Consider the following 22,656-nt stretch of genomic DNA (forward strand, 5'->3'; position numbering starts at 1 on the left):
TCCTTTTTATCCCTATTCTGAGGTGCTCTCTGGAGTTGCGTTATGACTTTCTATTGTATTAGAAGAATTGGAACTATTTGATGGTTTAGAGTCTTTCTTAATATTTGCATTAAACTTGGCAACGGTTTTGGGATCCCACTGCTTCTTCAACTCATCCACCGCTGTATCACTCGCAATCTCCCACGCGTTTTTATCCTTAACCTGAGCACGATTACGGGCATCAGGATTTTCCCCTGGATGCTTTGCCATATATTCATCCCTGTCCTTACGCAGAATTTCATTCTGTAAAGGAGCTGTAGCTGCAGACTGAGGAATATCGACCATACGATTTAGCCCTTCGGATGCCGTATTCTTAAGGGTAGCGGAACCCCAGCGCTGCAATTTGCTCCCCTCTTTTGCATTACGGACTATGGGGAACTTTGTGTAATCGGTGCTATCAAGCTTCATTTTAGGGATTGTCTTGATGCCAGATCCGAGTCCTTTCATCGTGCCTCCGGTTGCAGCACTCAGCATCATGCCACGCACACTCCAGTCGTCCCCAGCGTTCTTGCTATAGTCATATGCCCCCTCAATCGCGCCCGAGACCATATCACCTGTAATCTCACCACCTTCTTTCCCCAAGAACGTTGTATGATCTTTGATATATTCTTTTTTCAAGATATCTGGATTTTTTGATTTGATACTATCAATGGTTTTATTTGCCCATCGACCCGGTGCTTTATTCGCCAAGAAACGATATCCCTGAACCTTCTGGGCAACCTGTCCTTTCTCCCAGAGGAAACCTCCACGACCCACCGAAAGGATCTTTGTTGCGGCACCGGTGGCTCCACCCACTATACCGCCGATGAGAGCGTCTTTTCCGACAGCACCCCAATCAATACCACCATCAGGTCCGACCTTATCTACCGCCGATGATGCAGCGGAAGCTGCACCAGCAATCGCGCCCAACGCAATAACCGCCACCGGTCCTGTCACTGCTACCGCAGCTACGGTGGCAACCACAGCTACCACAGTAAAAAATGCTTTCCACCGACCGCGCTCTTCTGCATGCTCCAAATACTTATCGTATTCCTCAATCGACACGGGCCGCGTGCCCCAAGGATCCATGAGACCCACGGGGTTATTGCCAACGAAGGAATACGAGTCTGCAAACCAGCCGGTACCTGGGACCGATTCAAGCGGGTCGAGCGAGAGGAAATGCTTCGATGCAGCATCGAAGGTACGCACACCCATGACGTCCAGACCGGCAACATGTACGCTACCGGCACCCGAAAAGGCGAAGCCTTGAGGAAGAAGAGACTCCACCACGGAAGGAGCCTGTCCCCAAGGTTCCTGCTGTGAGGGAGCTCCCACGCCCCACGGGTTAAACCCGCCCGGAACGCTCACCTGCGAGAACCCACCGTCATGACCGGGTGCAGGAACAGAACCGGCACCCAAAATCTGAGGAATCGGTGCGGTTGGGTCCCAGAGCAAAGGCACGGACCGACCGTCAAGCCCCGTCACCTGAGCAAGATCGCCCACGGCATCCGTCACCAAGCGCACATGAGAGTATGCTTCCGTCGAGTGCCCTGCCACGGCGTTATCCGTAACGGCAGCAAGAGAATCCCACACACCCCACGAGTACTCACGTGTTCGACGGGCGCCCTGGCTTGTTGTTACCGTCTCCTGAGAACGGCGCCCAGCGGCATCGTAACCGTAAGTTGTCACCGTTTCCAGAGGATTATCAGTGTCCACACTCTCGCGAGCGATAATCTCAACCAGTTGATTGAGCTCGTTATACCTAAACGTACGTTCACCCAGCAAAACGCGCTCAGAGCTTTGCTGTTTGTTCCCCCGCGTTTCAGGCTCAGTGGGGCGGCGGTACAGACGTTCACGAACCATAAGCCCAGCGTCGAAAGTCCATTCAAACTCCCGTTCACCCTGGCGAGCGCCCGTCAGCTGCCCAGCGGCATCATAGGAATACATAACCAGGGAGTTTTCGGTATCGAGCCCGATAATCCGGCCTTCACGGTCACGGATAATTTCAGTTCGTTCCGTATGAGGGGCATGTTCCGCGTCTTTCCCGCTGTGATGAGACGCGGTGCGGGTGTAAGAAGACACCAAACCAGAGTCGCCATCAAACTCCCAGGTGGAAAGGGTATCACCCAGCTGCGCACGCACTAGGCGCCCCATCACATCGTAGGAATACTCCGCAACCGTCATCTCGTCGTTATGAGAGGACGATGCTTCACGACGTACAGCATGACCGGCACCGTCATAAACGGTCTGTTCGGTGCCGTACGGGGTAACCATCATGGTGCGGTAGCCGTCTGCATCGTATTCGAACGTAAGCGTATAAGCGCCGGTCGAAACGAAAGTGCTCAGACTCTGGGCTTTCGCGTCAGTATCCGCAGAATTGTGGAAGTTCTCGTTCGTTTCTGCGCCAATAACACCCGTGCGGGATCGTTCGATGAGGAATCCTCGGGCATCATACACATACCGATGCTCAAGGTAGGAACCTTCGGGCGCTTGAGGATCGAGTTCCTGCGCGGTTACATAATCGCGCACCCATAGCTCACGATCCCCGCGTTCACGCCCGTATTCGGCGAGCAGCACACCGTTGCAGCTGGCGCTCTTGAGGTTACCGCCACGCTTGTAGTTATAGGCGTATGCATAATCTTGAAGACCGTTAAAGTAACGGGTGGGACGACCAGCGGCATCGTAGGCGTACTCTTCCACGATCTCGTGGGATGTGCCGGTGCCTCGCGTCACGCGGGTTACCCGGTCCATAGCATCATACTCGTAGGCGGTAATCTGACCGGTAGCGTCCATAACTTGCGCCACCTGTCCGTTTTCGGTGTATGAGAAGTGGGTGCGATACCCCAGACCATCCGTCACACGGACTATCTGCCCGGCAGCATCGTACGCGAAGGTGCGGCGACCGTAGGTTGTATCTTGGACTGAGGTGATACAACCACATCGGTCATACTCATAGGCGGCAACTCGCGCACCTGAAACTACACGAATAACACGACCGCACGAATCATAGACGGTTTTTTCTTCGGTGCCATCGGGGTTGATACGCCGTACAAGCTGAGATGCGGCGTCATATTCAAACCGGGTGACCGCCCAGCGTGTGGGTTCTGCCTCGCGCAGTACTCCTTCGGCATCAGGAATGCGTTTAGGAGTATCTAGGCCAACGGCATGCATTGTTGTACGTCCAGCGGAATCATATTCGTAGGTCTCAACACGACCTGCGGCAGATACTACACGCAGCGGGCGCCCAGCTTTATCGCGTTTGATGCGTGTCAAGCCACCGGAGGCATCCAAAATTTCTACGGGACGACCAGCGGCATCATAGGTCACCAGGTCTTCCACATGTTCTTGGCCGCGGCTGGTCTGTGTTCCCTCGGTGGTTACGCGCCCGAGCACATCAAGCCGTTTGAACGAAGAACCAGAAGCGGCAATAGTACGTTCAAGACCGCCTTTACGCTGCACGAAACGTTTTGCTTTCACACCGGTCGGGTCTGTGACACTGGAAATTTCACCCGCAAGGTCATAGGTGTATCGAGTAGTAGCGCCCGTGGGATCCGTGATACTGCTCAGCTGCGATAGCCCATCCCAGGTGTATTCCCAGGTGCCGCCCGAAGCGTTTACGTAGCGAGCAAGGTTGCCCCAGGTATCGTAATCCGCCCGAGTTACGCGCCCCAGAGGATCGGTCACAGATACGATATCGCCGCCTTGGTTATAGGTAAAGTGGGTTTTATTCCCCTCGGGGTCGATAACCGCTGAGGGAATGAAACCGCGGGTATGTTCTGCACCATCGCGTTGCTGCGCCTTCCGTACGAGCGCTGGAGTGTCACTTTCAGCAGAGGTCGGATAGATAAACTTCCACCGGGAACCTTCTGGGTTCTGGATAGCGGTTACTACGCCCGAGCTGCTGTAGGTCAGTGTATTTTCATACCCAAGACCATCAATAATTTTGATAACGCGCCCGAACTCATCACGTACAAGGCGAGTAGTATCACCCGCACCATTGGTGATAGCCACAAGATCCCCGTGGGAGTCATACGTGAAATCGGTACGTACACCGCTGGGATCGATCTGTGCGATGAGGTTACCACGTTCGTTCCAGTCAAAACGCGTGGTTGCGCCGGTACCATCCGTCACCGCGTTAGGGTTCGGATTCGCCGTATCATCGTACTCATAGGTTATCGTGGTCGGTTCGCCCAAGTTGCGCCGGTCACGTGCATCCCGCACTGAAATACTTGTCAGACGGTCATAATCATCCCAAGCATACGTGTAATCCGCGCCTTCGGGGGTGCGTTCTCGGGTTATGCGGCTGCGCGAGTCAAAACGCCGCGTGGTCAAAGAGCCATCACGCCCCGTCACACTAATGCGGTTGCCCCAGGAATCATATCGCATGGTTTGTTTGCTGCCGTCCGCCGCAGACAGTGCGACTAAGCGTCCCTTTTCATCACTGCGCCAGATGTTGGGGTTCTCGCCCGTTTCAGCGTCAGCGACAATAGTCATCAGCCCCTGAGCGTAGGTGTATGAGACTTCACGCCCATATTCGGTAAGCTGATGGATTACTCGTCCGGAATCATCGTAGGTGTTTGTCACCTCAACGTGACCGTTAACGTTGGTAACTTCGCGGATTAGCCCTTCGTCTGTATGCGAGTATGCGCGCGTTCCGGCGTTCGTGGTCGCCGATACCAAGTGTTCGCCTTCGTAGGTATACTCCACCACGGCAAGCTCTTCGCCAGCGTGGTCGCCGCGAGTGTTGTAGGTGTAAGCAGCCACAGGACGTTGGGGTACGGTCGAATCATTCGAGTCTTCGCCGTATAGCACGTAAAGACCGCGTTCAGTAACCGGATGCACAAGTTCCACGATCCGGTTCTGATCATCTCGACAAGCAATTACCGTATTTGCCGTATGCCCTTCAACGGTACCCGCCCAATCTCCGGCAGGAGTGAAGAAAATCCGATGGTGTTTAGCGTTAGATACCACCCAATAGAACGGCGCCGAGGAACCAGCGGTACCAGTCTTCGCCTGGGAATACGCCTCATCACGAAGCTGTGCAAAACGCTCGTACTGATCCGCCCCAATCGTCACCTTCTCCAGCCACCAGGGTTCGTGGGTGCATCGCGCATACCCCTCACCTTCGCGGGCGAAGAAGAGGATACGACCATCGTGGGTGTGCCAGCGGGCTTCCTGAGCGGTAAATTCCATGTGCTGGTCTAATGTGGATGCCCACCCGGGACCAAAAACACCCGAAGGTATTTCATCAGGATGCGTAACCGCCAAGCTGTTGTACATCCGTTCCAGGCGCAAAGTACCCGAACCAGTACCGGGGAAGGAAAGGTCGAGCTCTTCCTCAATAAAGTTACCGGTAGCAGCGTTCACGGGGTCGTTTACATATCCTGAAGAGAGCGTTGCGCCCGCAACAGTTGCAGCGGGAATATCGAGTTCACCTCGTTCTTGTGCCTTCACACCGGCACTCGCTAGAAGCTGTTCCACCATAGAGCTATCGTAGGTCGCCACCATATTGCCGGAGGCGCCTGCCTGACGGAAAGCCTCAGCGATCACGTGTACGAAGGATGCATCCTCCATATTTTTGCCAGCCCAGTCACCCGTTGCTTTGAGCAGACCCATAATATCGAACTGACCCCAGGAGGTATTTTCCATAAACCCCTGGTATTCCTTTTGGATGCTTTCAAGTTTCTTCCCCAAGTCCTCACTCAGGGTGCGCGCTTGATTGAAGTAGACATCAAGATTATCGGGGATGGCAGAAGTCATTGAGACGCCCGGGCCGCCCACCTTAATATTTTTCCTAGCCGGATCCAGCGTATCCATCACCATATCAGAGACGGTTTCCAGGAGAGAGCCGCCCTTGCCTTCTCCTCCTTGAGAAGAGTTCTCGGTCGCTGGCGGCGGTGTGCGTAAACTGGGTCCAGTCCTGTTGATATCGGGGGACTGCTTACTCTGTAACCAATCAGTAAATTGCTCAATCGGATTACGTTTCTCCCAGTCACGGACTTTCTGCCGGTTCTCTTGCTCTAGACGGGCAAGCTCTTTATATTTCTGAAGCTCATTGGCGGCATCGGAGAGCGCATCGCCCAGCCGTTTTCCATCGCGAAGAGCAGTTTCCGTGTTGTGCGAGAAAAGATCCGCGTATGGTCCGGCAAATTCGGTCATCGCTTGATCGCGAGCGCCTGAACGCTGGGTGGAGTCCGTGGTGTGCAAATATTCGGAGGCTTCACGCAGCTGACGCATCAGCTGGTCTGCTCTGCCGTTATCGAAGTGCACGTCTTCTTTTGAAGCTTCATATTTCTCAGACATCAGGAACTCCCCCGGAAGTGTGTAGTTTCAGATGGTGTGATGCTCACGAGCGCACTCTGCCCACGCCGAAGCAGATGGGTAATGCGCTGCGCCTCTTTAACTGAGGCTTGATCAGGCATGACATCTTCCGTATAAGCAGCGATCACTGGTGTATCCGCGCTCTAATTCCGTGAACGCATTCACATTTCATGGACTACGGAAGTTTCAATCAAGGCTATCTACTTTAACGTTGAAGGTCAAGGATATTTAGGGGCATTCTTGAACGTGTTTCATCGTGCGTATACAGTTGTGGTACCTCTAGTACACCGCCTACACAAAGAGCTTTGATCATGAATAAAGCGGGATTGCCAACGCTTTATTCACGATCAAAGCTACTTTGCATTCCAAGGAATGGATGCCCCAACCGGATATTCTCTGAGCACGAGAACCTAGCGGTATCCAGCACCCAGCGCAGAAAGGAAGAAAGGCTACAACATCCCCTTATCCTTGAGCCAGTTTGCCGCTGCCGTGGATGGGTCCAGTTTCTTATCGCCGGATACCTCGTCATTGAGCGAGCGTAAATCGTCGGTCGTCAGCACCGCGCTGATGCGGTTCAGCACCGCCTGCGCATCCTCGGGTACCCGTTTGGTGTTGATAATGGGGAGTACCTGCTGCGCCGGAATCATATTCTTCGGGTCTTCGAGCATCACAAAATTGTTCTGTGTAATTGCCGGGGTGGTCGAGTACAAATCTACAACCTGCACGGTGTTATCCTGCAGGGCTTTGACGGTGAGTGCCCCTCCCCCATCCGCAAGCGAGACGAATTCCGCCGGAACGCACCCGTACTTATCTTTGAGCCCCGGAATTCCATAGGCGCGTTCGGCAAATTCGGGAGCGGCACCAATCTTCAGTTCGGTACAGACCTTCGCCATATCATCCAGGGTGTGCAGATTGTATTTTTGGGCGGTCTGCTGGGTAACGACTAGGGTATCTTTATTTTCCGCCTGCGAGGCATCCAGTGCCTTGAGGTTTTTATCCAGCACCCCACCGAGCGCCTGCAGAATCTCTTGTTTAGTCTGCGCTGTGGAATTCTCGTCAAGATACAGCAGCAGGTTGCCCGAGTATTCGGGAACCACGTCGATAGCCCCGGAGGTGAGCGCCCCCAGGTAGGCTTCACGCGCGCCAATCCCCAGCTGGGTGCTCGATTTAAACCCGTTTTTATTTAGTGCTTGGGAGTATATTTCGGCGAGAATCTGCGACTCTGCGAACGCTGCTGACCCCACGATAATACCGTCGTGTTCACCGCCGAAAACGTTTTCGCCGCTCAGCCCGCAGGCGCTCAGCGCTCCTAACGTCCCGAAGGCACCGAGGACACCCAATGCCCGCCGCCTGGTAACGCCGCGTGCCATTCCAGTCTCCGCCGTTCCGTGGCTTTTCGCGCTCTTTCCGGAAAGAAAAGAACGATCGTTCGTGTTTCGGCGATGTACCAGGCTCATGCGTGCGCCCCTTCCGTGTGCGAGTTTGCCGCATCCAGCGCGCTCTCGTGTTTCGGTTGCCCATGAGGTTTGGATGCGCCTCCACCCCGCAATGGAACGGGGGTCACGGCTCGCTGCGCTAGGGCCATAATCGCATCCACCACGAAGGCGAGCACAGCTACCAGCAGGGTCGCCACGAGCATACGCGGATAGTCCCGCACCGCGAGCCCATCAAAAAGGTACCGGCCCAGGTTATTCCCATTAATGTAGGCGGCAATAGTCGCCGTCGCGATCACCTGCAGCACCGCGCTGCGCAGACCACCCATAAACACCGGAAGACCCAGAGGAATCTCAACCCGGCGAAGAATCTGCCCTTCGGTCATGCCTTGGGCGCGTGCCGCATCCACCACATCCGGATCAATCCCGGTCACGGCTTCAAGGGTATGCGCCAGCAGGGGCGCCACCGCGATAATCACGAGCACCACGAGCGGTGGAATCGCGTTAACACCAAACCAGAGAGCCAGCAGAGTCAGCAAACCCAGGGCGGGCAGAGCGCGCAAAGCGGCGGTAACCCCCAGCAGAGCGTGCCCGCCGCGGCGAGTATGCCCAGCCCACAGCCCCAAAGGCACGGCAATCACCAGGGCAATCGCAACCGCAAACACGGTGATGCCCAGATGCTCAATGGTGCGCGCAAGAATGCCCTGAGGCCCTTGCCAGTTGGCGCCATCACCCAGAAAAGCGAAGGTGCGTTCTATAACATTCATGCGGTCCTCCAGGCGGTCAGGCGCCGTGCCGTGAGGGCAAGAAGCGCGTCGGCGAGGTAGGCGAGAGCAGCACTGAGCACCACGCCCGTGATAAGTTCGGCAGGGATACTACGCGCTAGTCCGTCGGTAAAAAGCGTGCCGAGCGAAGAAACACCAATAACCGCGCCCACAGATACCATCGCAATATTCGCCACCGTCGCCACGCGGATACCGGCAAAAAGCACGGGCAAAGCGAGCGGTAATTCCACCGTGAAAAACGCACGAGCCGGGGTGTACCCCAGGGCGCGCGATGACTCCACTACGTGCTCGGGAACCGCGTTAAAAGCGTCTACCCCGGAACGCACCATCAGCGCCATCGTGTAGATCGTGAGCGCCACGAGCACGTTCACCGGCGAAATAATGCTGGTTCCTAGAATCAGCGGCATGAGCACGAAGAGCGCAATCGACGGGATTGTGTAGAGCAGCCCGAAGCCGTGCACCAGGGCGTGCGCACCACTCCGGTAGGTTTTCGCGCCGTCTTCCCGCGCGCGGCGTCGGCTCGCATACCGCGCCACCGGAATCGACAGGGCGGTTCCCACAAGTACCGGAATAATGCCCTGGTACAGGTGATTGAGGGTCAAATCAAGGACGCGCTGGATGTTATTTCCCAACCAGTCCCAGTGCATCGAATCTGCCAGCAACAGGTTCATACTATCCCCGCCCAGAGGTTGATGCGGCGCCCTCGCCCGATACTGCGGCTTCGCGTGTGCGGCGGTAGCGTTCGCGGCGAATATACCGCACCTGGCGCATCACATCGGCAGGCAGCAAGGCACCCACGGACTGGCTAACGAAAGATTCCACAAAATCATTAGCGGGATTCGTCAGGATCTCTTCGGGAGCGCCATATTGGGCGAGCTTGCCGCCGGGGGCGAAGACCGCAATATTATCGCCGAGGAATAGGGCCTCATCAATATCGTGGGTTACGAAAACAATGGTCTTATGCAGCTCACCCTGCAGACGCAAAAGTTCTTCCTGCAGTTCGGTGCGCACGATCGGATCGACCGCAGAAAATGGCTCGTCCATGAGCAAAATAGAGGCATCCGCCGCGAGCGCCCGCGCGACTCCCACGCGCTGTGCCTGCCCGCCGGAAAGCTGAGCCGGGTAGCGCTGCGCTAGGGACGCATCCAAACCCACGGTGCCCAGAAGGTCAAGAGCGCGTTCTTTCGCCTGCGATTTGGAGGTGCCGTTCAACAGGGGCACGGTCATAACGTTCTCAAGCACGGTACGATGCGGCAGCAGCCCGCCGCTTTGCATGACGTACCCGATGGATCGGCGCAGCTTGTAGGGGTCTTGATCTGCAATATTTTGCCCGCCGATAGTGACTGCGCCTTCCTGTGGCTCGACCATGCGGTTGATCATGCGCAGGGTGGTGGTTTTACCACTTCCTGAGGAACCGACGAAAACGGTGGTTTCACCGGCGGGGATGCTCAGAGTCAGGTTATTGACCACGGTGTTAGCGCCGTAGCGTTTGGTGACCTGGGAGAATTCGATTCCCGCGGTGCGTGTTGCCTGCGCGGAGTTCGACGGTATGGTGTCTTGGGGAGTGGATGCTGGCATTCGATCTCTTCCGTATGCGCCGGTTTTGCCGCCGTGTGTACAGGTGTTGTCCAAATAGCACAACGTCTCCACCCTAACGGAAATTCCAGGAAATTGAAACGAACCGGCGTGTTTACCGCTCTGTCAGCTACTACTCTCCTCTTCCCCGGCGCAAAAAGAGCCTTGATTTCAAGAAAGCAGCGAAAAATACTCTTTCTTGAGATCAAGGTTCCTTTAGCAGAAAAAGGATGCGGGCACACAAAATATAATGCACAAGACATAGAATACGCAGGCTTGAGAGCAGGGCGCGGTTAAAGAAAAAATCCGCCCCCACTGTAGAAGCCTGGAGGGCGGATTGTGGCTCCGACCGGCGTCGATCCGGTGACCTTACGATTTTCAGTCGCACGCTCTACCAACTGAGCTACAGAGCCTTGCGCATCGAAGCAGATACGCAACGACCGCGTCTTCGTGATGAATTTCTTCACCTGAATCACGCGGCCAGAGCGACCCCGACGGGACTTGAACCCGCGACCTCCGCCGTGACAGGGCGGCGCGCTAACCAACTGCGCTACGGGGCCTTGTTGGATTCGGCAGGGGTATAATCTGCTTCTTCAACATGGCTTTGCAAATCTGAGGATTTGCAAGTACCCCCAACGGGATTTGAACCCGTGCTACCGCCGTGAAAGGGCGGCGTCCTAGGCCGCTAGACGATGGGGGCCCAGTCGATGCGAACGGGTTCTTTTCATCCCGTCGTTCGAACCTCAACTAGTCTATGACAGATTTTTAAGCCGTGCAAGCCGAATTCTTCAAAAACTTCTTCATACCCGCCGCACTCCCCCTTCTAAGATACCCTGCTCACCTACATAGTTACTAGTCAGAACGTATTTTATAGTCACCAGAAATTTCTCAAAATTTTTCTGAATAACCCCCGCAAACAGCACGAAATGACCGGGTAAGCGCCGCGCATCCCCTACACAGGTTCAGCAAAAAGGCGTAGAATATGCCGCGCGCACGCGCACACCATGATTTTGATACAAGAAATCCCCGCCGGTTTCGGGCTGTGCCGAAGACCCGGCGGGGATTCTTCATTGCGGCTCATGTACCGCAGAAAATCGCTGCGTACAGCTATTACTCGCCGCGCGAAATACGAATCATCTCATCACGGTCAACAACCTTCACACGCTCACGTGGCTCGCCCTTCGCATCCTGTGATGCTGCACCGAGCGCCTTTTCGTGATCGTCCAGACGGTGCCAGCCTTCCCAGGTGGTATAGCGAATGCCCTTAGAATCCAGGTAATCGCTGAAGGTGTCAGCATCCGGTTCGGCAGCGGTGTACAGGTTCTCGCGGTCCTCCAACAGGTGGGTGATGGTTTCAAGTGCATCGCCCTTTGTGGAGCCAATCAGACCCACCGGTCCGCGCTTAATCCACCCGGTAGCGTACAGGCCGGGCACGTGCTCGCCGTTTTCATCGACCACACGGCCCTCAACGTTAGTAATCACGCCCTTATCAGCGTCATAGCCAACCTCAGGCAGCTCAGATCCGAAGTAACCGATCGCGCGGTACACGGCCTGCACGGGGTAGTCCACGAACTCGCCGGTGCCCTCGATACCGCCCTTACCGTCAAGCTTATTGCGTTCCATGCGGATGCCCACAACCTTGCCGTCCTCGCCCAGAATCTCGTGCGGGGACTGCAGGAAGTGCAGATGCAGACGGCGCGATGCGGTCTGCTCGCCCTCCTCCTGGTCGGTAAGCCAGGTGGTGAGGGTCTTCATCATGGTCTTAACCTGGTTATTCGTCTGAATAGCCTCATCCGAAGCCTCGTCGAACTCGAAGTCCTCTTCGTAGAGCACAATATCGACATCGCGGGAATGAGAGAGCTCGCGCAGCTCCAGGGGGGTGAACTTGATCTGCGCGGGGCCGCGGCGGCCAAAGACGTGCACATCGGTCACGGGCGAAGATTTCAGCCCCTCGTACACATTCTCGGGAATTTCGGTGACGAGCAGATCATCGGCGTGCTTGGAGAGCACACGCGCAATATCCAGCGCCACGTTACCGTTACCAAGCACCGCGATTTCCTTCGCGTTCAGCGGCCAGGTGCGCGGGTAATCGGGGTGACCGTCATACCACGAGACGAAGTCGGCAGCACCATAGGAACCGTCCAGGTCGATACCCTCAATAGGCAGGGGCGCATCGTAAATAGCACCGGTCGCAAAGATAATGGCGTCATAATGCTCGCGCAGATCGGCAAGGTTCAAATCCTTACCGTATTCGACATTGCCGAAGAATCGAATATCACCGCGGTCAAGTACCTTGTGCAGGGCGGTGATAATGCCCTTGATGCGCGGGTGATCGGGCGCCACACCGTAGCGAATGAGCCCAAAGGGCGCGGGGTAACGATCAAAAATGTCGATAGAAACCTCAACGGCTCCAGAGCGTACTTCCTCAGATTTGGTGAGCAGATCGGCGGCATAGATACCCGCAGGACCCGCACCGATAACGGCAACGCGCAACGGGCGTGCAGCTTCAGACACGTATTTTTCCTTTCAAAGTTCACCCACAGGGCGAGCTTAGCCTTAACATCCTTGCTTATTTTAGCGGTCATGCCTGAGCAAACGCAGGAAACATGAGCTGAACCACTCAAAAGACACATTTTTCATGTTTTTATCCCAAGGATTTTGAAGGCTCCATCATTAATATTCCTGTCATGACTTCGGAATATATGTGCGAGCACAAAATTCGTCGCCTGCGTTACGAGAACACACTAAAAGTTCAGGATGCTCATAGCGAGCGCCTAAGGGTGCATCGCCTCCCAGGCGATGCGGGTCCCCTTGGTAAGCGAAGCATGAGCATCCTGAACTTTATAACGGCTGTCAGCTAGGCAGCAGCGACTTTACGACTCTCGACGGGGTATTCCGCATCCGGTTCGCCAGTGAGGCGGTTGCAGCGCAACCCGAAAGTCTATAGAACACCACATAAAGCCATAAAAACCCTAATTGTTATTTTCTTCTGACCTGCATATTTACAGGGTAAAGTTTCTTAAAATATTTTTCCGTCGTAAAACGCAATAAAACCCACCGATGCGGTCTCGGTGGGTTTTATTGCCCCGCGAGCAGGTGGTTTTTGACACGAACAGGTAGGAAAATCCTACCTTTTCGGCGAAATCCTACCTGCTCGCGGAATGAATAGGGGTTAGACCGCGTGGAATTCCACAACTAATTCTTCGCGCTCGCCAAAACGCACAAGGTGACGCTCCAGCACGCCTGCAAGGTTCTGTGCTTTCTCGTCGTCTTCGGCGCGAACCTCCATGATGAGCGCATGGTTCGCATCATCGGCCACCAAGTCTCCATACCCGCGAAAGATACCGTCGCGATTAAAGATTAAGCGCAATCCGCCAGGAATTTCCTCGGTGCTAATTTTGCGGCCCATATGTGAGCCAAGCTGTTTAATATAGCGCGCCGGGCGGTCGGTACTAACCGTGGAACGCTGACGAACGGGCAGAGATTCTGCGGCTGGATACTCACTCATAACAACCTTCTTCATGCTTCAGGATGCGCGCCCAGCGCCAATTCCCAGGCGGCACATATCATCCTTAGGTAACCCTTATCTTAGCAATGTTGCGAGCGGGTGCCGACGGGGTTTCGCCTACAGCACGGATGGTGCCCTCACGGAAAACTTACCACCTAAAAGCGACCATCATTCGCACACGCAAAGAAGTAGCCTTTTACGGGTTATTCCCCCTAGAATGTTGTAGTAACAAGAGCGTCACGCCCCACGGCTGGCGCTTTTCTTATGCGCGTCCCCAACCGGCGGATGCGCGCCCTACGAGAGTATCTACGGATTTTCACGAATGTCTTCTGAGAACACCGCGGCTCCCCAGACGCCTAAACCCAGCAGTTCGGGCGGCGCACTGGACCGTTACTTCAACATTACCGAGCGTGGCTCAACCATCAGCACCGAAATTCGCGGCGGTTTAGCGACCTTCTTCGCCATGAGTTATATTGTGGTGCTCAACCCGCTTATTCTCGGCCTCACGCCCGATTCATCCGGACGATCCCTTGGTGTGCCGCAGGTTGCCGCCATGACCGCGCTTGTTGCAGGCGTGATGACCATTCTTCTAGGCGTTTACGCCAAACACCCCTTCGCGATGGCGGCGGGACTGGGCGTGAACGCACTATTGGCGACTACGATAGCCACGACTCCTAACCTCACCTGGCCGCAGATTATGGGGTTGGTCGTGTGGGCGGGCGTGCTCATGACCGCCCTCGTGCTGACCGGTTTCCGCACCGCCGTTTTCGACGCCGTGCCCGAAAGCCTGAAAACCGCAATCGTGGTGGGTATCGGACTCTTTATCGCCTTTGTTGGGCTGGTGAACGCCGGAATTATTCGCCGTGCAGAGACCGGCTCAACCCCTGTCGTGTTCGGTGTTCACGGGCATCTGCTCGGCTGGCCCACTCTCGTGTTTATTGTGGGGTTGTTCCTGACCATTATTCTGTATGTTCGTCAGGTGCGCGGCGCTATTCTCTACGGCATGCTCGCATCCACGGCACTTTCGCTTATTCTGGAGGCGGTCGCCCCCTCCGGCAGCGTGCAGGCTAACCCGCTTGGCTGGTCGCTCAATGTACCCACCTGGGACGGCAGCGGTTTTGGTCTGCCCGATTTTTCGCTTCTGTTCTCCGCAGATCTTTTCGGCGCCTTCAGTTCTTTGGGTGCAATGGCCTCAATTCTGCTGGTGTTTACCATCCTCATTTCGGCGTTTTTCGATGTGATGGGCTCCATCATGGGTATGGCAGTCGAAGCCGGTTCTATCGATGAAGACGGCAAGATCGAAGACATCGACCGTCTGCTTCTGGTAGATGCGCTGGGCGCGGTCGCCGGTGGCGGCACCTCAACCTCAACCAACCAGGTATTCGTGGAGTCGGCAACCGGTATTGGCGCGGGTGCCCGCACAGGTCTGGCAAATGTGGTGACAGGTGTGCTCTTCCTGGGCGCTATTTTCCTCTCTCCCCTGGTGACGATTGTCCCCTTTGAGGCGGTCGCCCCCGCAATGGTGTTCGTCGGGTTCCTGATGGTGCGCCAGGCGGTTAATGTTGATTGGAACGATCTTGCCCTGGGAATTTCGGCCTTCTTGACGATCGTCATCATGCCGCTGTCGTATTCGATTGCGCACGGTATTGGTGCCGGGTTTATTTCGTACACGGTTATCCGTGTGGCGACCGGTCGCGGACGCGAGGTGCACTGGCTCATGTACGTGGTTTCGGCGGTGTTTGCGGTGCATTTCGGAATGGGCCTGATTGAGGGGTGGATGCGTTAGAGCATCTTTCTCTCTCCCCCTCCCATCGTAAAAAGAGCCTTGATCGTGAAAACTTTAGTCACGATCAAGGCTCTTTTTATCACCCATTTTTACCCCTAAAGGCGGATATACATCCCCGCACCCCGCTAAAGACCTGAGAATTTCCTGTCAGTAGCGCATTGAGGGTTAAACGTCATAGAATAATGTGGTAACAAAAGCGTCACACCCACCATAAGGGTTGGGCGCTTTTCTTATTGCGGCGCAAACCCGCGCACGCATCCTACGAGAGTATCTACGGATTTTCACGAATGTCTTCTGAGAACACCGCGGCTCCCCAGGCACACAAGCCCAACGCATCGGGCGGCGCACTGGACCGTTACTTCAAAATCACTGAACGAGGCTCATCTATTTCAGCCGAGATTCGTGGCGGTCTCGCCGCGTTCTTCGCTATGAGTTACATCGTCGTCCTCAACCCCCTGGTGATCGGCACCGGCGCAGACTCGGCGGGAAATATCCTTGGCGTGCCGCAGGTTGCCGCGGTCACCGCACTCGTCGCCGGCGTGATGACTATCCTCATGGGCGTTATTGCTAAGCAGCCTTTCGCGATGGCGGCGGGACTGGGTGTGAACGCGCTGCTGGCGTCCACGATCGCAACCACCCCCGGGCTGACGTGGGCAGATATTATGGGCTTGGTGATTATCGCCGGTCTTATTATGACCGTGCTGGTCCTCACCGGCTTCCGCACCGCCGTATTCGAGGCGGTCCCCGAGAGCCTCAAAACCGCAATTGTGGCGGGAATCGGCTTCTTTATCGCCTTTATCGGACTGGTTGATTCCGGGATCATCCGCCGCATGCCGGATGCCGCAGGAACTACCGTTCCCGTCTCGTTCGGCGTGGGTGGTCACCTACTTGGCTGGCCTACTCTCGTGTTTATTTTCGGTCTTTTCCTCACCATCGCCCTGTTTATCCGCAATGTGCGCGGCGCTATCCTCATTGGCGTGGTGGCATCTACCGCGCTGTCTATCATCCTAGAGGCGGTTTTCCATATCGGCAGCGGCAAAGGAAACCCGACCGGCTGGTCGCTCAACGTTCCCGCGCTCAATAATTTTTCCTTCTCAGCCCCCGATTTCTCGCTTATCGGGTCTGCACGATTCGGCGCGTTCGGCGCTATTGGCGTGCTGGGCGCATCGCTGCTGGTGTTCGCTATTCTGCTCTCGGTCTTCTTTGACGCCATGGGCGTTTCAGTGGGCTTAGCAACCGAAGCGGGCACCATCGATAAGGATGGTAAGGTCGAGAACATTAACGAGGTGCTGCTCGTGGATGCGGTCGGTTCCGTGGTCGGCGGCGGCGCATCCGGCTCCGCGAACCAGATTTTTGTGGAGTCGGCAACCGGTATTGGTGAGGGTGCCCGCACGGGTCTGGCGAATATCGTAACCGGCGTGCTGTTTCTGGTGGCGATTATCGCCTCGCCGCTAGTGACGATCGTTCCCTTTGAGGCGGTCGCCCCCGCGCTGGTGGTTGTTGGGTTCCTGATGGTGCGCCAGGCCGTGCATATCGACTGGCAAGATTGGGGCCTGGGCATCCCCGCGTTTATGACCATTATTTTCATGCCGCTGTCGTACTCTATCGCTAATGGTATTGGTGCAGGGTTCGTCTCCTACGCCTTTATCCGCCTGGTTCAGGGTCGCGGGCGCGAGGTGCACTGGCTCATGTACGTGGTGTCGGCGGTGTTCGTTATCTACTTCGGCATGGGTATTATCAACGGTCTCACGCACTAGCGTTTACTGAAATCCCGGGTCTATATCGGGTATAAAAAGGCTCTTTTTGAAGAGAAGCGGCGGAAAACTACGCTTTATTCAAAAAGAGCCTTTTTATACACCTATGGGGGTGTAGATATGCGCTCGAAAACGTCAGAAATTTCACGGCTGCAGGTATACAATTTCACCCGTTTTTCCTGGTATTCTTCGCATGGGTTTACTTTCAGGTAGACCCAATTCAGCGCACCTATACACGCAGACAACGCGTTTGAATGCGAGCCAGCCCGCGCCCTCTTTTCAGAGACGGCGCGGGCTGGCTCAGGTTAAACCAAGAATTCTACCGTTCGCTTGGGCGGCATAATTCTTTCATAATGCGCTCGGCCACCTCTTGTGCGCGCTCATCCACCGCGCCAATATCGCAGGCGTGCAGCAGGTCTGCCGCCACATGCAGGCGCAGCACCCGCGGAAGGGTAAAAACCTCGCGCAGAATCACGTTCGCCCGCTCGGGTGGGGCAGGTTCCAGGATCCAATTCGGGGCAAATTTTGTGAGGTCACTGGGCAGAATGTAGGCGTCTATTAGAGGGGTTTTCATCCCCGAAAGTTCGTGCCGAGCCCCGGTGAGCGCGAGCGCATCCGCACCCGTTCGCAGCAGGTCACTCGTATCGTAGGGTGCCACGTAGTAGTGCGCAGTCATCCCGGTGCGGTGCGTGTACTGCCGGAGTGCATCGAGCCCGTGGGCGCAGAGGATGCGGGCGCGTTCAGCAGCGATGCGGCGCGCATCCGGGGCAAGCAGGTGCCCTCCCCCGTTGAAATAGAGGGCGAGCTCGTCGAAAGATTCCTGCGAGATAACGTCACTCATGGCATAAATATAGCAAACGCAGGACTAGTTTTTGAGACTTTCATCAAGGAAGCTCACAATGTAGCCAGGATTCAAGCTCTGCGCCCTGGGCTGGGATTTTCACCGTTTTCTGATCAGGCACGGCTTATGAGTCCTTTCACCAGACGTTCCGCTTCCCGCTCGCTTCTCGGGTCTTTGGAAACTAGGAGGTCAACCGCAACGTGCAAGGGGCGAATCTTAGGCAACTCTTTGACTGCGCGAAGAATAACGTTGGCATCCTGTGCCGGAACTTCACGCAGTGCGTAGATAAATTTCAGGGATTCGAGATTGTGGGGAGTCACATATGCTTCTACGGTAGCCCCGTAAATTTCCGAATATTCGTGGCTGACACCCGTAAGCGCTAATGTTCGTTCGTCCATCAAGTCATGCAGGTCAGCAGAAGGCACAGCATAGAATTGAAGTTTCGCATCTGCACGCACTGCATACTGCCTAAGAGCTTCTACCCCACGTTCGGAGAGGTTATGTGCACGTTCTTTGGCACGGCGGCGTGCATCGGGGGTAAGGGATGCACTGTTACCGTCAAGATAGGCGGCAAGTTGATTGAAGGATGACATCGAGATTTTGCGCCCATGTGCGGAGTGATGCTCGTGCGGGTTATCTGAAACCATCCACCGCCCGGCGATTTTTTGTCCACTCAAAGATCCTCGTTCAAGGCGTGCACGCACGCTTCGGGGGCTCACCCCGGCGTGCTGGGCATATTCCGCAACTGACATCATGGCAAAAACATACCATAAGAGGAATATTTCTGCCATGCTACCCGATCGGGAGGAATTTAGCTGACCTCACCGTCCAGGTAGTACCAGATGCCGTTTACCTTCTCGAAGCGGGATTTTTCGTGCATGGTGCCTTTCACGCGTTCTTTGGCGGGCGTGCCGGGAACCGAGCGGTAGTACGCCACGAACTCGACCGTGCCCGCCGCATCGAAGGGACCGCCCGAAGAGCCCAGGATATCCAGTCGGTACCAGCGCAGCGTTTCATCCAGCGTTAACTCTGCGGGGCGCGTATGTGGGTGCCAGCTTGCCAGCAGGTAGGGCGCATCGTGTAGGGCGAAGGCGGTGAACCGCGAGCGCATCAGAGCCAGCGGTGTGGGCGCGCCCAAGGTTCCGGATGCGGCAAACTCGCCCAGGTACCGCCCGCAGCAGGCACCGTATACCTCGCCGCTTGTGCAGGGGCAGCGGGTTTGAGGATCATACAGGGTTGTTTCGCTCATGCACCCCATTCTAAAGGGCTACCCGATGCAAACATGCGAGAACCCACCCATCCCGGCGGTCAAACCGGAGAGGGGGCGGGTTCTGCACTGTTTTCAATATATTGCGGAGGAAACTCTGAGGCAGAGTTGGTTAGTTCGCGATAGCGCGTGCGGGGGTGTCTGCCGTGGAGGGCTTACCCACGTAGGCGCCGCGGTATTTCGCGGCCGGGTGGGAGTCTGCAACCTTAGTCTGGCCCTTACCGAACAGGCTTTCGCGCAGGGTCTCGCCCTCATAGGAAGTGCGGTAGCGCCCACGCTTTTGCAGCTCAGGAACCACGAACTCGATGAAGTCCTCGAAGGAACCGGGCGAAACGTGGTATGCCAGGTTAATACCGTCCAGTCCGCCTTCATCAATCCAGCGTTCGAGTTCGTCGGCCACCTGCTGCGGGTCGCCCACAATAACCTCGCCCATACCGCCAATAGTGCAGTGCTCGGCAATATCCTTACGCGTCCACTGCTTATCCTTGGCTTGCAGGGTGAAGGGGGTGAGGAAGGACTGAATCGACTCGGTCTTCACATAGTTGAGTACCTCGTCCTCGTCGAACTGGGAAAGATCCACGCCGGACCAGCCGCCGATAATGGCCTGCGAAGATTCCAAGTTGACGTACTTGCGGTACTCTTCGTACTTTGCCTTCGCCTTCTCTTCGGTTTCGTCCACAATAATGGAGAGCATCGCGAAAACCTTGATTTCGTCGCGACCGCGGCCGTTCTCTTCTGCGCGGTCACGAATGCGGTCGGTAATAATGCGGGTCAGATCGGGGCGCAGTGCACCGATAAACACAACCTCGGCATGCTTGCCGGAGAACTTCTGCCCGCGGCTGGATGCGCCCGCCTGGAAAATCACGGGGGTACGCTGGGGGCTGGGTTCGGTCAGACCCGCGCCGGGCACGCTGAAGTACTTACCCTTGTGCTGAATCGGGTGCACCTTGGCGGGGTCGGCGTAGATACCCTTCTCGCGGTCTTTGACGACCGCGCCGTCTTCCCAGGAGCCTTCCCAGAGCTTGTAGCAGACATCCAGGAACTCTTCGGCGAGTTCGTATCGGGTGTCGTGCTCAATCTGGGTTTCGAGGCCCTGACATTCGGCTGCGGAAGGCAGGTATGAGGTCACCACATTGAAGCCCACACGCCCGTTAGTGAGGTGGTCGAGAGAAGCGTACTTGCGTGCGAGCGTGTAAGGCTGCTCGTAGGTGACAGCTGAGGTCACGCCGAAGCCCAGATGCTCGGTCACGGCGGCCATTGCGGAGATCTGCATGAACGGATCGTTCACAGGCACCTGCGCGCCACCTTCGATAGCGGGTGCGGCGGAGTTCTTGTAAATATCGTAGATGCCCACAACATCGGCTAAGAATACGCCGTCGAAGAAGCCCTTCTCAAGGATCTGTGCCAGGTCGGTCCAGTATTTGATGGTGTTGTACTCGGTAGCACGGGAGCGGGGGTGGCGCCAGAGGTCGAAGCTCTGGTGACCCACACAGGTCATGTCGAATGCGTTAACTGCGATGCGCTTCTTCTGCTCAGCCATCTACGTATCCTTTCGCGAATGTTCGGGTGTTCCTGCACCCCGCGCGCCGCCTCCTTTATAGGTGGTGACCTTCTTGGTGTTCCAAGTCGTGCAGGTGGCGCATTCGCGCCGTACTTGCTTCGTGTCCCTTGAAGCCAGATCATCATCTGGAGCACCCCGCTACGGGAGAGGGTTGCCGCCCGGCTAGCCAGAGCTTTACACCGGGACTCATAATCCTTGATTTTGAGTGTATAAGGGGTGTCGTGGTTGGTGCGATATTATGACGAATATTAATGTTTGTGACTGTCGCCCGTAATATTAAGGGCCGCGTACGTCGCCCGGCGGACAGCAGTGTTCTTTCGAATGCGATGGCAAAATTCGGGAGCAATAGTTTGCAGCGGGAGCGTGTTTAACGCTCCCGCTGCCATTCTTCGCTCCCATTTTAGGAAAAGCGTCAAATTATTCAGGAAATGAGATCCAATTCGCGGGCATATTCCGCTGTGATGGGGTTTATTTCCACCTTGGGCTCAGGGACAGGTTCAGTACCACCTCGTCCAGTCAGAACTGCAAAGCGCAGGTTTTTCAGGTCGCTTGGTGCCGTCAGCCAGCCTGTCATTCCGTCACGGTTAAGATCAAGAGCATAGATTCCATGGTCGATTTCGCCATTACCGTTGAGATCGACAGGTCCATCTGCTGGCCTCAGTACGGCCTCTGGATTGGGCCGATACATGTACCCACGCGCTTGGGGACCAAAGCCTTTGCGTTCGTCCAAGGCCCATTCTTTAAGGGTCGGCATATCCTGCTGCAGGTATCCGAAATATTTGGTTCCATCCGCCTTGGGCACACCGGTAAGCTGATAGTTGTAATTCATCACGCTGAAGTACTGTGGTTTACCTTTTTCACCTTTCTCCTCGGCATCACCACCGTGCTGCAGGCCGAGGTTATGCCCCAGCTCGTGAATAAAAGTACCCACGCGAATATCGCTCATATTACCTTTATTGTTATTCCAGTGTGTCTTTCCTACAGTCACCATGAAATTAAGACCTCCCAATTGCCCCAATCCTGATGAACCTTCCTCCCCACTTTGTTGTTGCACGTAATAGTCACCCCAGACCATATAGTGAAAGAGCCCTTCACGATACTGATTAATATGAGAAGCCTTAAACTTGGCCCAGTTCCCACCTCTGTCATCTATATCGTCGCTGAACACTTGCCACTCGACCTGTTGACCCCCTCCCAAGTTGTACTTGGGGCCCCGAGCGGAACCGGCATCTAGGTGCAGGTTAATACCCGTTTTGCCGTCGGGGTTGCTGATATTCAAATCCGCGAAAGACTGCACGATGCGGTCCAGCTCTTCCTCACTAGCAAGCTCACCGGGCATATAATCCATCTCGACAAAAATGTCTTTATGGTTGGGATCCGCGCCCATCTTAGGGAAATCGATCTCTGGTATGCCATCGTTATTGACATCGTACCCGTCTCTTTCCATCCCGTCAGGAATATGATCACCGTCGAGATCATCCGGGTTGGGTTCCTGAGCGAGATCCATATTCCGGTTCTGCGCGTGCGCAGGCTGAGCGGGCTTCGCTTCCACCGCAGAAACGGGCAGAGAATTCAGAGGAGCAACAAGCACCAGGCTGACAAACGCCAGCATCAGGCGCACTATAGTACGTAATTTCATGAGAGATATTCCTTATGTCGTTGTATTGAGTGAGAGGGAATCTTAAATAGAGAGTGAAGTGAGTGATATTCATCGGTGAGAACCTGCGATGTTGCGGGCTCTCGGATGCGAATACATCTTGGGCGGCGTCACGATGCCGTTTGAGCAAGAGAGTGGTATATGAACGGT

Annotated in this window: 14 protein-coding genes, 3 tRNA genes and 1 riboswitch; of the genes, 2 read left to right on the plus strand and 15 right to left on the minus strand. The window is 55.6% G+C overall.

The window, feature by feature from the left end; translation table 11 throughout:
- Positions 1-12 precede the first annotated feature (12 nt).
- The 10 genes from HMPREF2554_RS08570 to HMPREF2554_RS08615 all read right to left on the minus strand — a co-directional run bounded on the left by HMPREF2554_RS08570 (position 13) and on the right by HMPREF2554_RS08615 (position 13,640).
- Positions 13-6,321, minus strand: coding sequence for a DUF6531 domain-containing protein (locus HMPREF2554_RS08570; RefSeq protein WP_070554743.1), 6,309 nt, complete (start codon positions 6,319-6,321; stop codon positions 13-15).
- A gap of 467 nt (positions 6,322-6,788) precedes the next feature.
- Positions 6,789-7,709 carry an ABC transporter substrate-binding protein gene (locus tag HMPREF2554_RS08575; protein WP_210396047.1) on the minus strand — a complete coding sequence of 307 codons (921 nt, stop codon included), beginning with the start codon at positions 7,707-7,709 and terminating at the stop codon, positions 6,789-6,791.
- An 83-nt stretch (positions 7,710-7,792) separates the two neighbouring features.
- Entirely contained in the window at positions 7,793-8,539 is a 747-nt protein-coding gene (locus tag HMPREF2554_RS08580; protein WP_070554747.1) for an ABC transporter permease, read from the minus strand.
- Positions 8,536-9,228, minus strand: coding sequence for an ABC transporter permease (locus HMPREF2554_RS08585; protein WP_070449705.1), 693 nt, complete (start codon positions 9,226-9,228; stop codon positions 8,536-8,538). Before HMPREF2554_RS08585 ends, HMPREF2554_RS08580 begins: the two co-directional genes overlap by 4 nt.
- Before the next feature lies 1 nt (position 9,229).
- Complete coding sequence (locus HMPREF2554_RS08590) at positions 9,230-10,135, minus strand: ABC transporter ATP-binding protein (RefSeq protein ID WP_070554749.1); 906 nt, start codon at positions 10,133-10,135, stop codon at positions 9,230-9,232.
- Between the two features lie 337 nt (positions 10,136-10,472).
- A tRNA-Phe gene (locus HMPREF2554_RS08595) sits at positions 10,473-10,545 on the minus strand.
- A gap of 73 nt (positions 10,546-10,618) precedes the next feature.
- Positions 10,619-10,692 (minus strand) — tRNA-Asp (locus HMPREF2554_RS08600).
- A gap of 67 nt (positions 10,693-10,759) precedes the next feature.
- Positions 10,760-10,832, minus strand: a tRNA-Glu gene (locus HMPREF2554_RS08605).
- Between the two features lie 410 nt (positions 10,833-11,242).
- Positions 11,243-12,646, minus strand: a complete 1,404-nt coding sequence (locus HMPREF2554_RS08610) for an FAD-dependent oxidoreductase (RefSeq protein WP_070554751.1) — start codon at positions 12,644-12,646, stop codon at positions 11,243-11,245.
- A 658-nt stretch (positions 12,647-13,304) separates the two neighbouring features.
- Positions 13,305-13,640 carry a DUF2218 domain-containing protein gene (locus HMPREF2554_RS08615; RefSeq protein WP_102035337.1) on the minus strand — a complete coding sequence of 112 codons (336 nt, stop codon included), beginning with the start codon at positions 13,638-13,640 and terminating at the stop codon, positions 13,305-13,307.
- A 322-nt stretch (positions 13,641-13,962) separates the two neighbouring features.
- Here HMPREF2554_RS08615 and HMPREF2554_RS08620 point away from each other — a divergent pair, with 322 nt between their 5' ends.
- Positions 13,963-15,426: an NCS2 family permease gene (locus HMPREF2554_RS08620; protein WP_070554753.1), complete on the plus strand. Its 1,464-nt coding sequence runs from the start codon at positions 13,963-13,965 to the stop codon at positions 15,424-15,426.
- A gap of 287 nt (positions 15,427-15,713) precedes the next feature.
- Entirely contained in the window at positions 15,714-17,183 is a 1,470-nt protein-coding gene (locus HMPREF2554_RS08625; RefSeq protein ID WP_048780081.1) for an NCS2 family permease, read from the plus strand.
- A gap of 316 nt (positions 17,184-17,499) precedes the next feature.
- Here HMPREF2554_RS08625 and HMPREF2554_RS08630 read toward each other — a convergent pair whose 3' ends face one another.
- The 5 genes from HMPREF2554_RS08630 to HMPREF2554_RS08650 form a co-directional block, all read right to left on the minus strand.
- Positions 17,500-18,021 (minus strand): hypothetical protein, encoded by a 522-nt coding sequence (locus HMPREF2554_RS08630; RefSeq protein ID WP_070554755.1) that lies wholly within the window; start codon positions 18,019-18,021, stop codon positions 17,500-17,502.
- A 113-nt stretch (positions 18,022-18,134) separates the two neighbouring features.
- Positions 18,135-18,812: a hypothetical protein gene (locus HMPREF2554_RS08635; RefSeq protein ID WP_004006500.1), complete on the minus strand. Its 678-nt coding sequence runs from the start codon at positions 18,810-18,812 to the stop codon at positions 18,135-18,137.
- Between the two features lie 20 nt (positions 18,813-18,832).
- On the minus strand, positions 18,833-19,270 hold the full coding sequence (locus HMPREF2554_RS08640; protein ID WP_141744381.1) for a YchJ family protein: 438 nt from the start codon (positions 19,268-19,270) through the stop codon (positions 18,833-18,835).
- 130 nt (positions 19,271-19,400) lie between these two features.
- Positions 19,401-20,828: an LLM class flavin-dependent oxidoreductase gene (locus HMPREF2554_RS08645; protein WP_004006498.1), complete on the minus strand. Its 1,428-nt coding sequence runs from the start codon at positions 20,826-20,828 to the stop codon at positions 19,401-19,403.
- Between the two features lie 105 nt (positions 20,829-20,933).
- Positions 20,934-21,043, minus strand: a riboswitch (SAM riboswitch).
- 227 nt (positions 21,044-21,270) lie between these two features.
- Complete coding sequence (locus tag HMPREF2554_RS08650) at positions 21,271-22,488, minus strand: zinc-dependent metalloprotease family protein (RefSeq protein ID WP_070554759.1); 1,218 nt, start codon at positions 22,486-22,488, stop codon at positions 21,271-21,273.
- Positions 22,489-22,656 lie beyond the last annotated feature (168 nt).

It is taken from the genome of Rothia sp. HMSC071F11 (assembly GCF_001809115.1).
In the GTDB taxonomy this organism is placed as follows: Bacteria; Actinomycetota; Actinomycetes; order Actinomycetales; family Micrococcaceae; genus Rothia; species Rothia dentocariosa.

Bases quoted from the DNA above. Each gene is read 5' to 3' on its own strand.
- HMPREF2554_RS08575 (WP_210396047.1), bottom strand. From the start codon at position 7,709: ATGGCACGCGGCGTTACCAGGCGGCGGGCATTGGGTGTCCTCGGTGCC.
- HMPREF2554_RS08640 (WP_141744381.1), bottom strand. From the start codon at position 19,270: ATGAGCGAAACAACCCTGTATGATCCTCAAACCCGCTGCCCCTGCACA.
- HMPREF2554_RS08615 (WP_102035337.1), bottom strand. From the start codon at position 13,640: ATGAGTGAGTATCCAGCCGCAGAATCTCTGCCCGTTCGTCAGCGTTCC.
- HMPREF2554_RS08630 (WP_070554755.1), bottom strand. From the start codon at position 18,021: ATGAGTGACGTTATCTCGCAGGAATCTTTCGACGAGCTCGCCCTCTAT.
- HMPREF2554_RS08625 (WP_048780081.1), top strand. From the start codon at position 15,714: ATGTCTTCTGAGAACACCGCGGCTCCCCAGGCACACAAGCCCAACGCA.
- HMPREF2554_RS08620 (WP_070554753.1), top strand. From the start codon at position 13,963: ATGTCTTCTGAGAACACCGCGGCTCCCCAGACGCCTAAACCCAGCAGT.
- HMPREF2554_RS08590 (WP_070554749.1), bottom strand. From the start codon at position 10,135: ATGCCAGCATCCACTCCCCAAGACACCATACCGTCGAACTCCGCGCAG.
- HMPREF2554_RS08585 (WP_070449705.1), bottom strand. From the start codon at position 9,228: ATGAACCTGTTGCTGGCAGATTCGATGCACTGGGACTGGTTGGGAAAT.
- HMPREF2554_RS08570 (WP_070554743.1), bottom strand. From the start codon at position 6,321: ATGTCTGAGAAATATGAAGCTTCAAAAGAAGACGTGCACTTCGATAAC.
- HMPREF2554_RS08580 (WP_070554747.1), bottom strand. From the start codon at position 8,539: ATGAATGTTATAGAACGCACCTTCGCTTTTCTGGGTGATGGCGCCAAC.
- HMPREF2554_RS08635 (WP_004006500.1), bottom strand. From the start codon at position 18,812: ATGGCAGAAATATTCCTCTTATGGTATGTTTTTGCCATGATGTCAGTT.
- HMPREF2554_RS08645 (WP_004006498.1), bottom strand. From the start codon at position 20,828: ATGGCTGAGCAGAAGAAGCGCATCGCAGTTAACGCATTCGACATGACC.
- HMPREF2554_RS08650 (WP_070554759.1), bottom strand. From the start codon at position 22,488: ATGAAATTACGTACTATAGTGCGCCTGATGCTGGCGTTTGTCAGCCTG.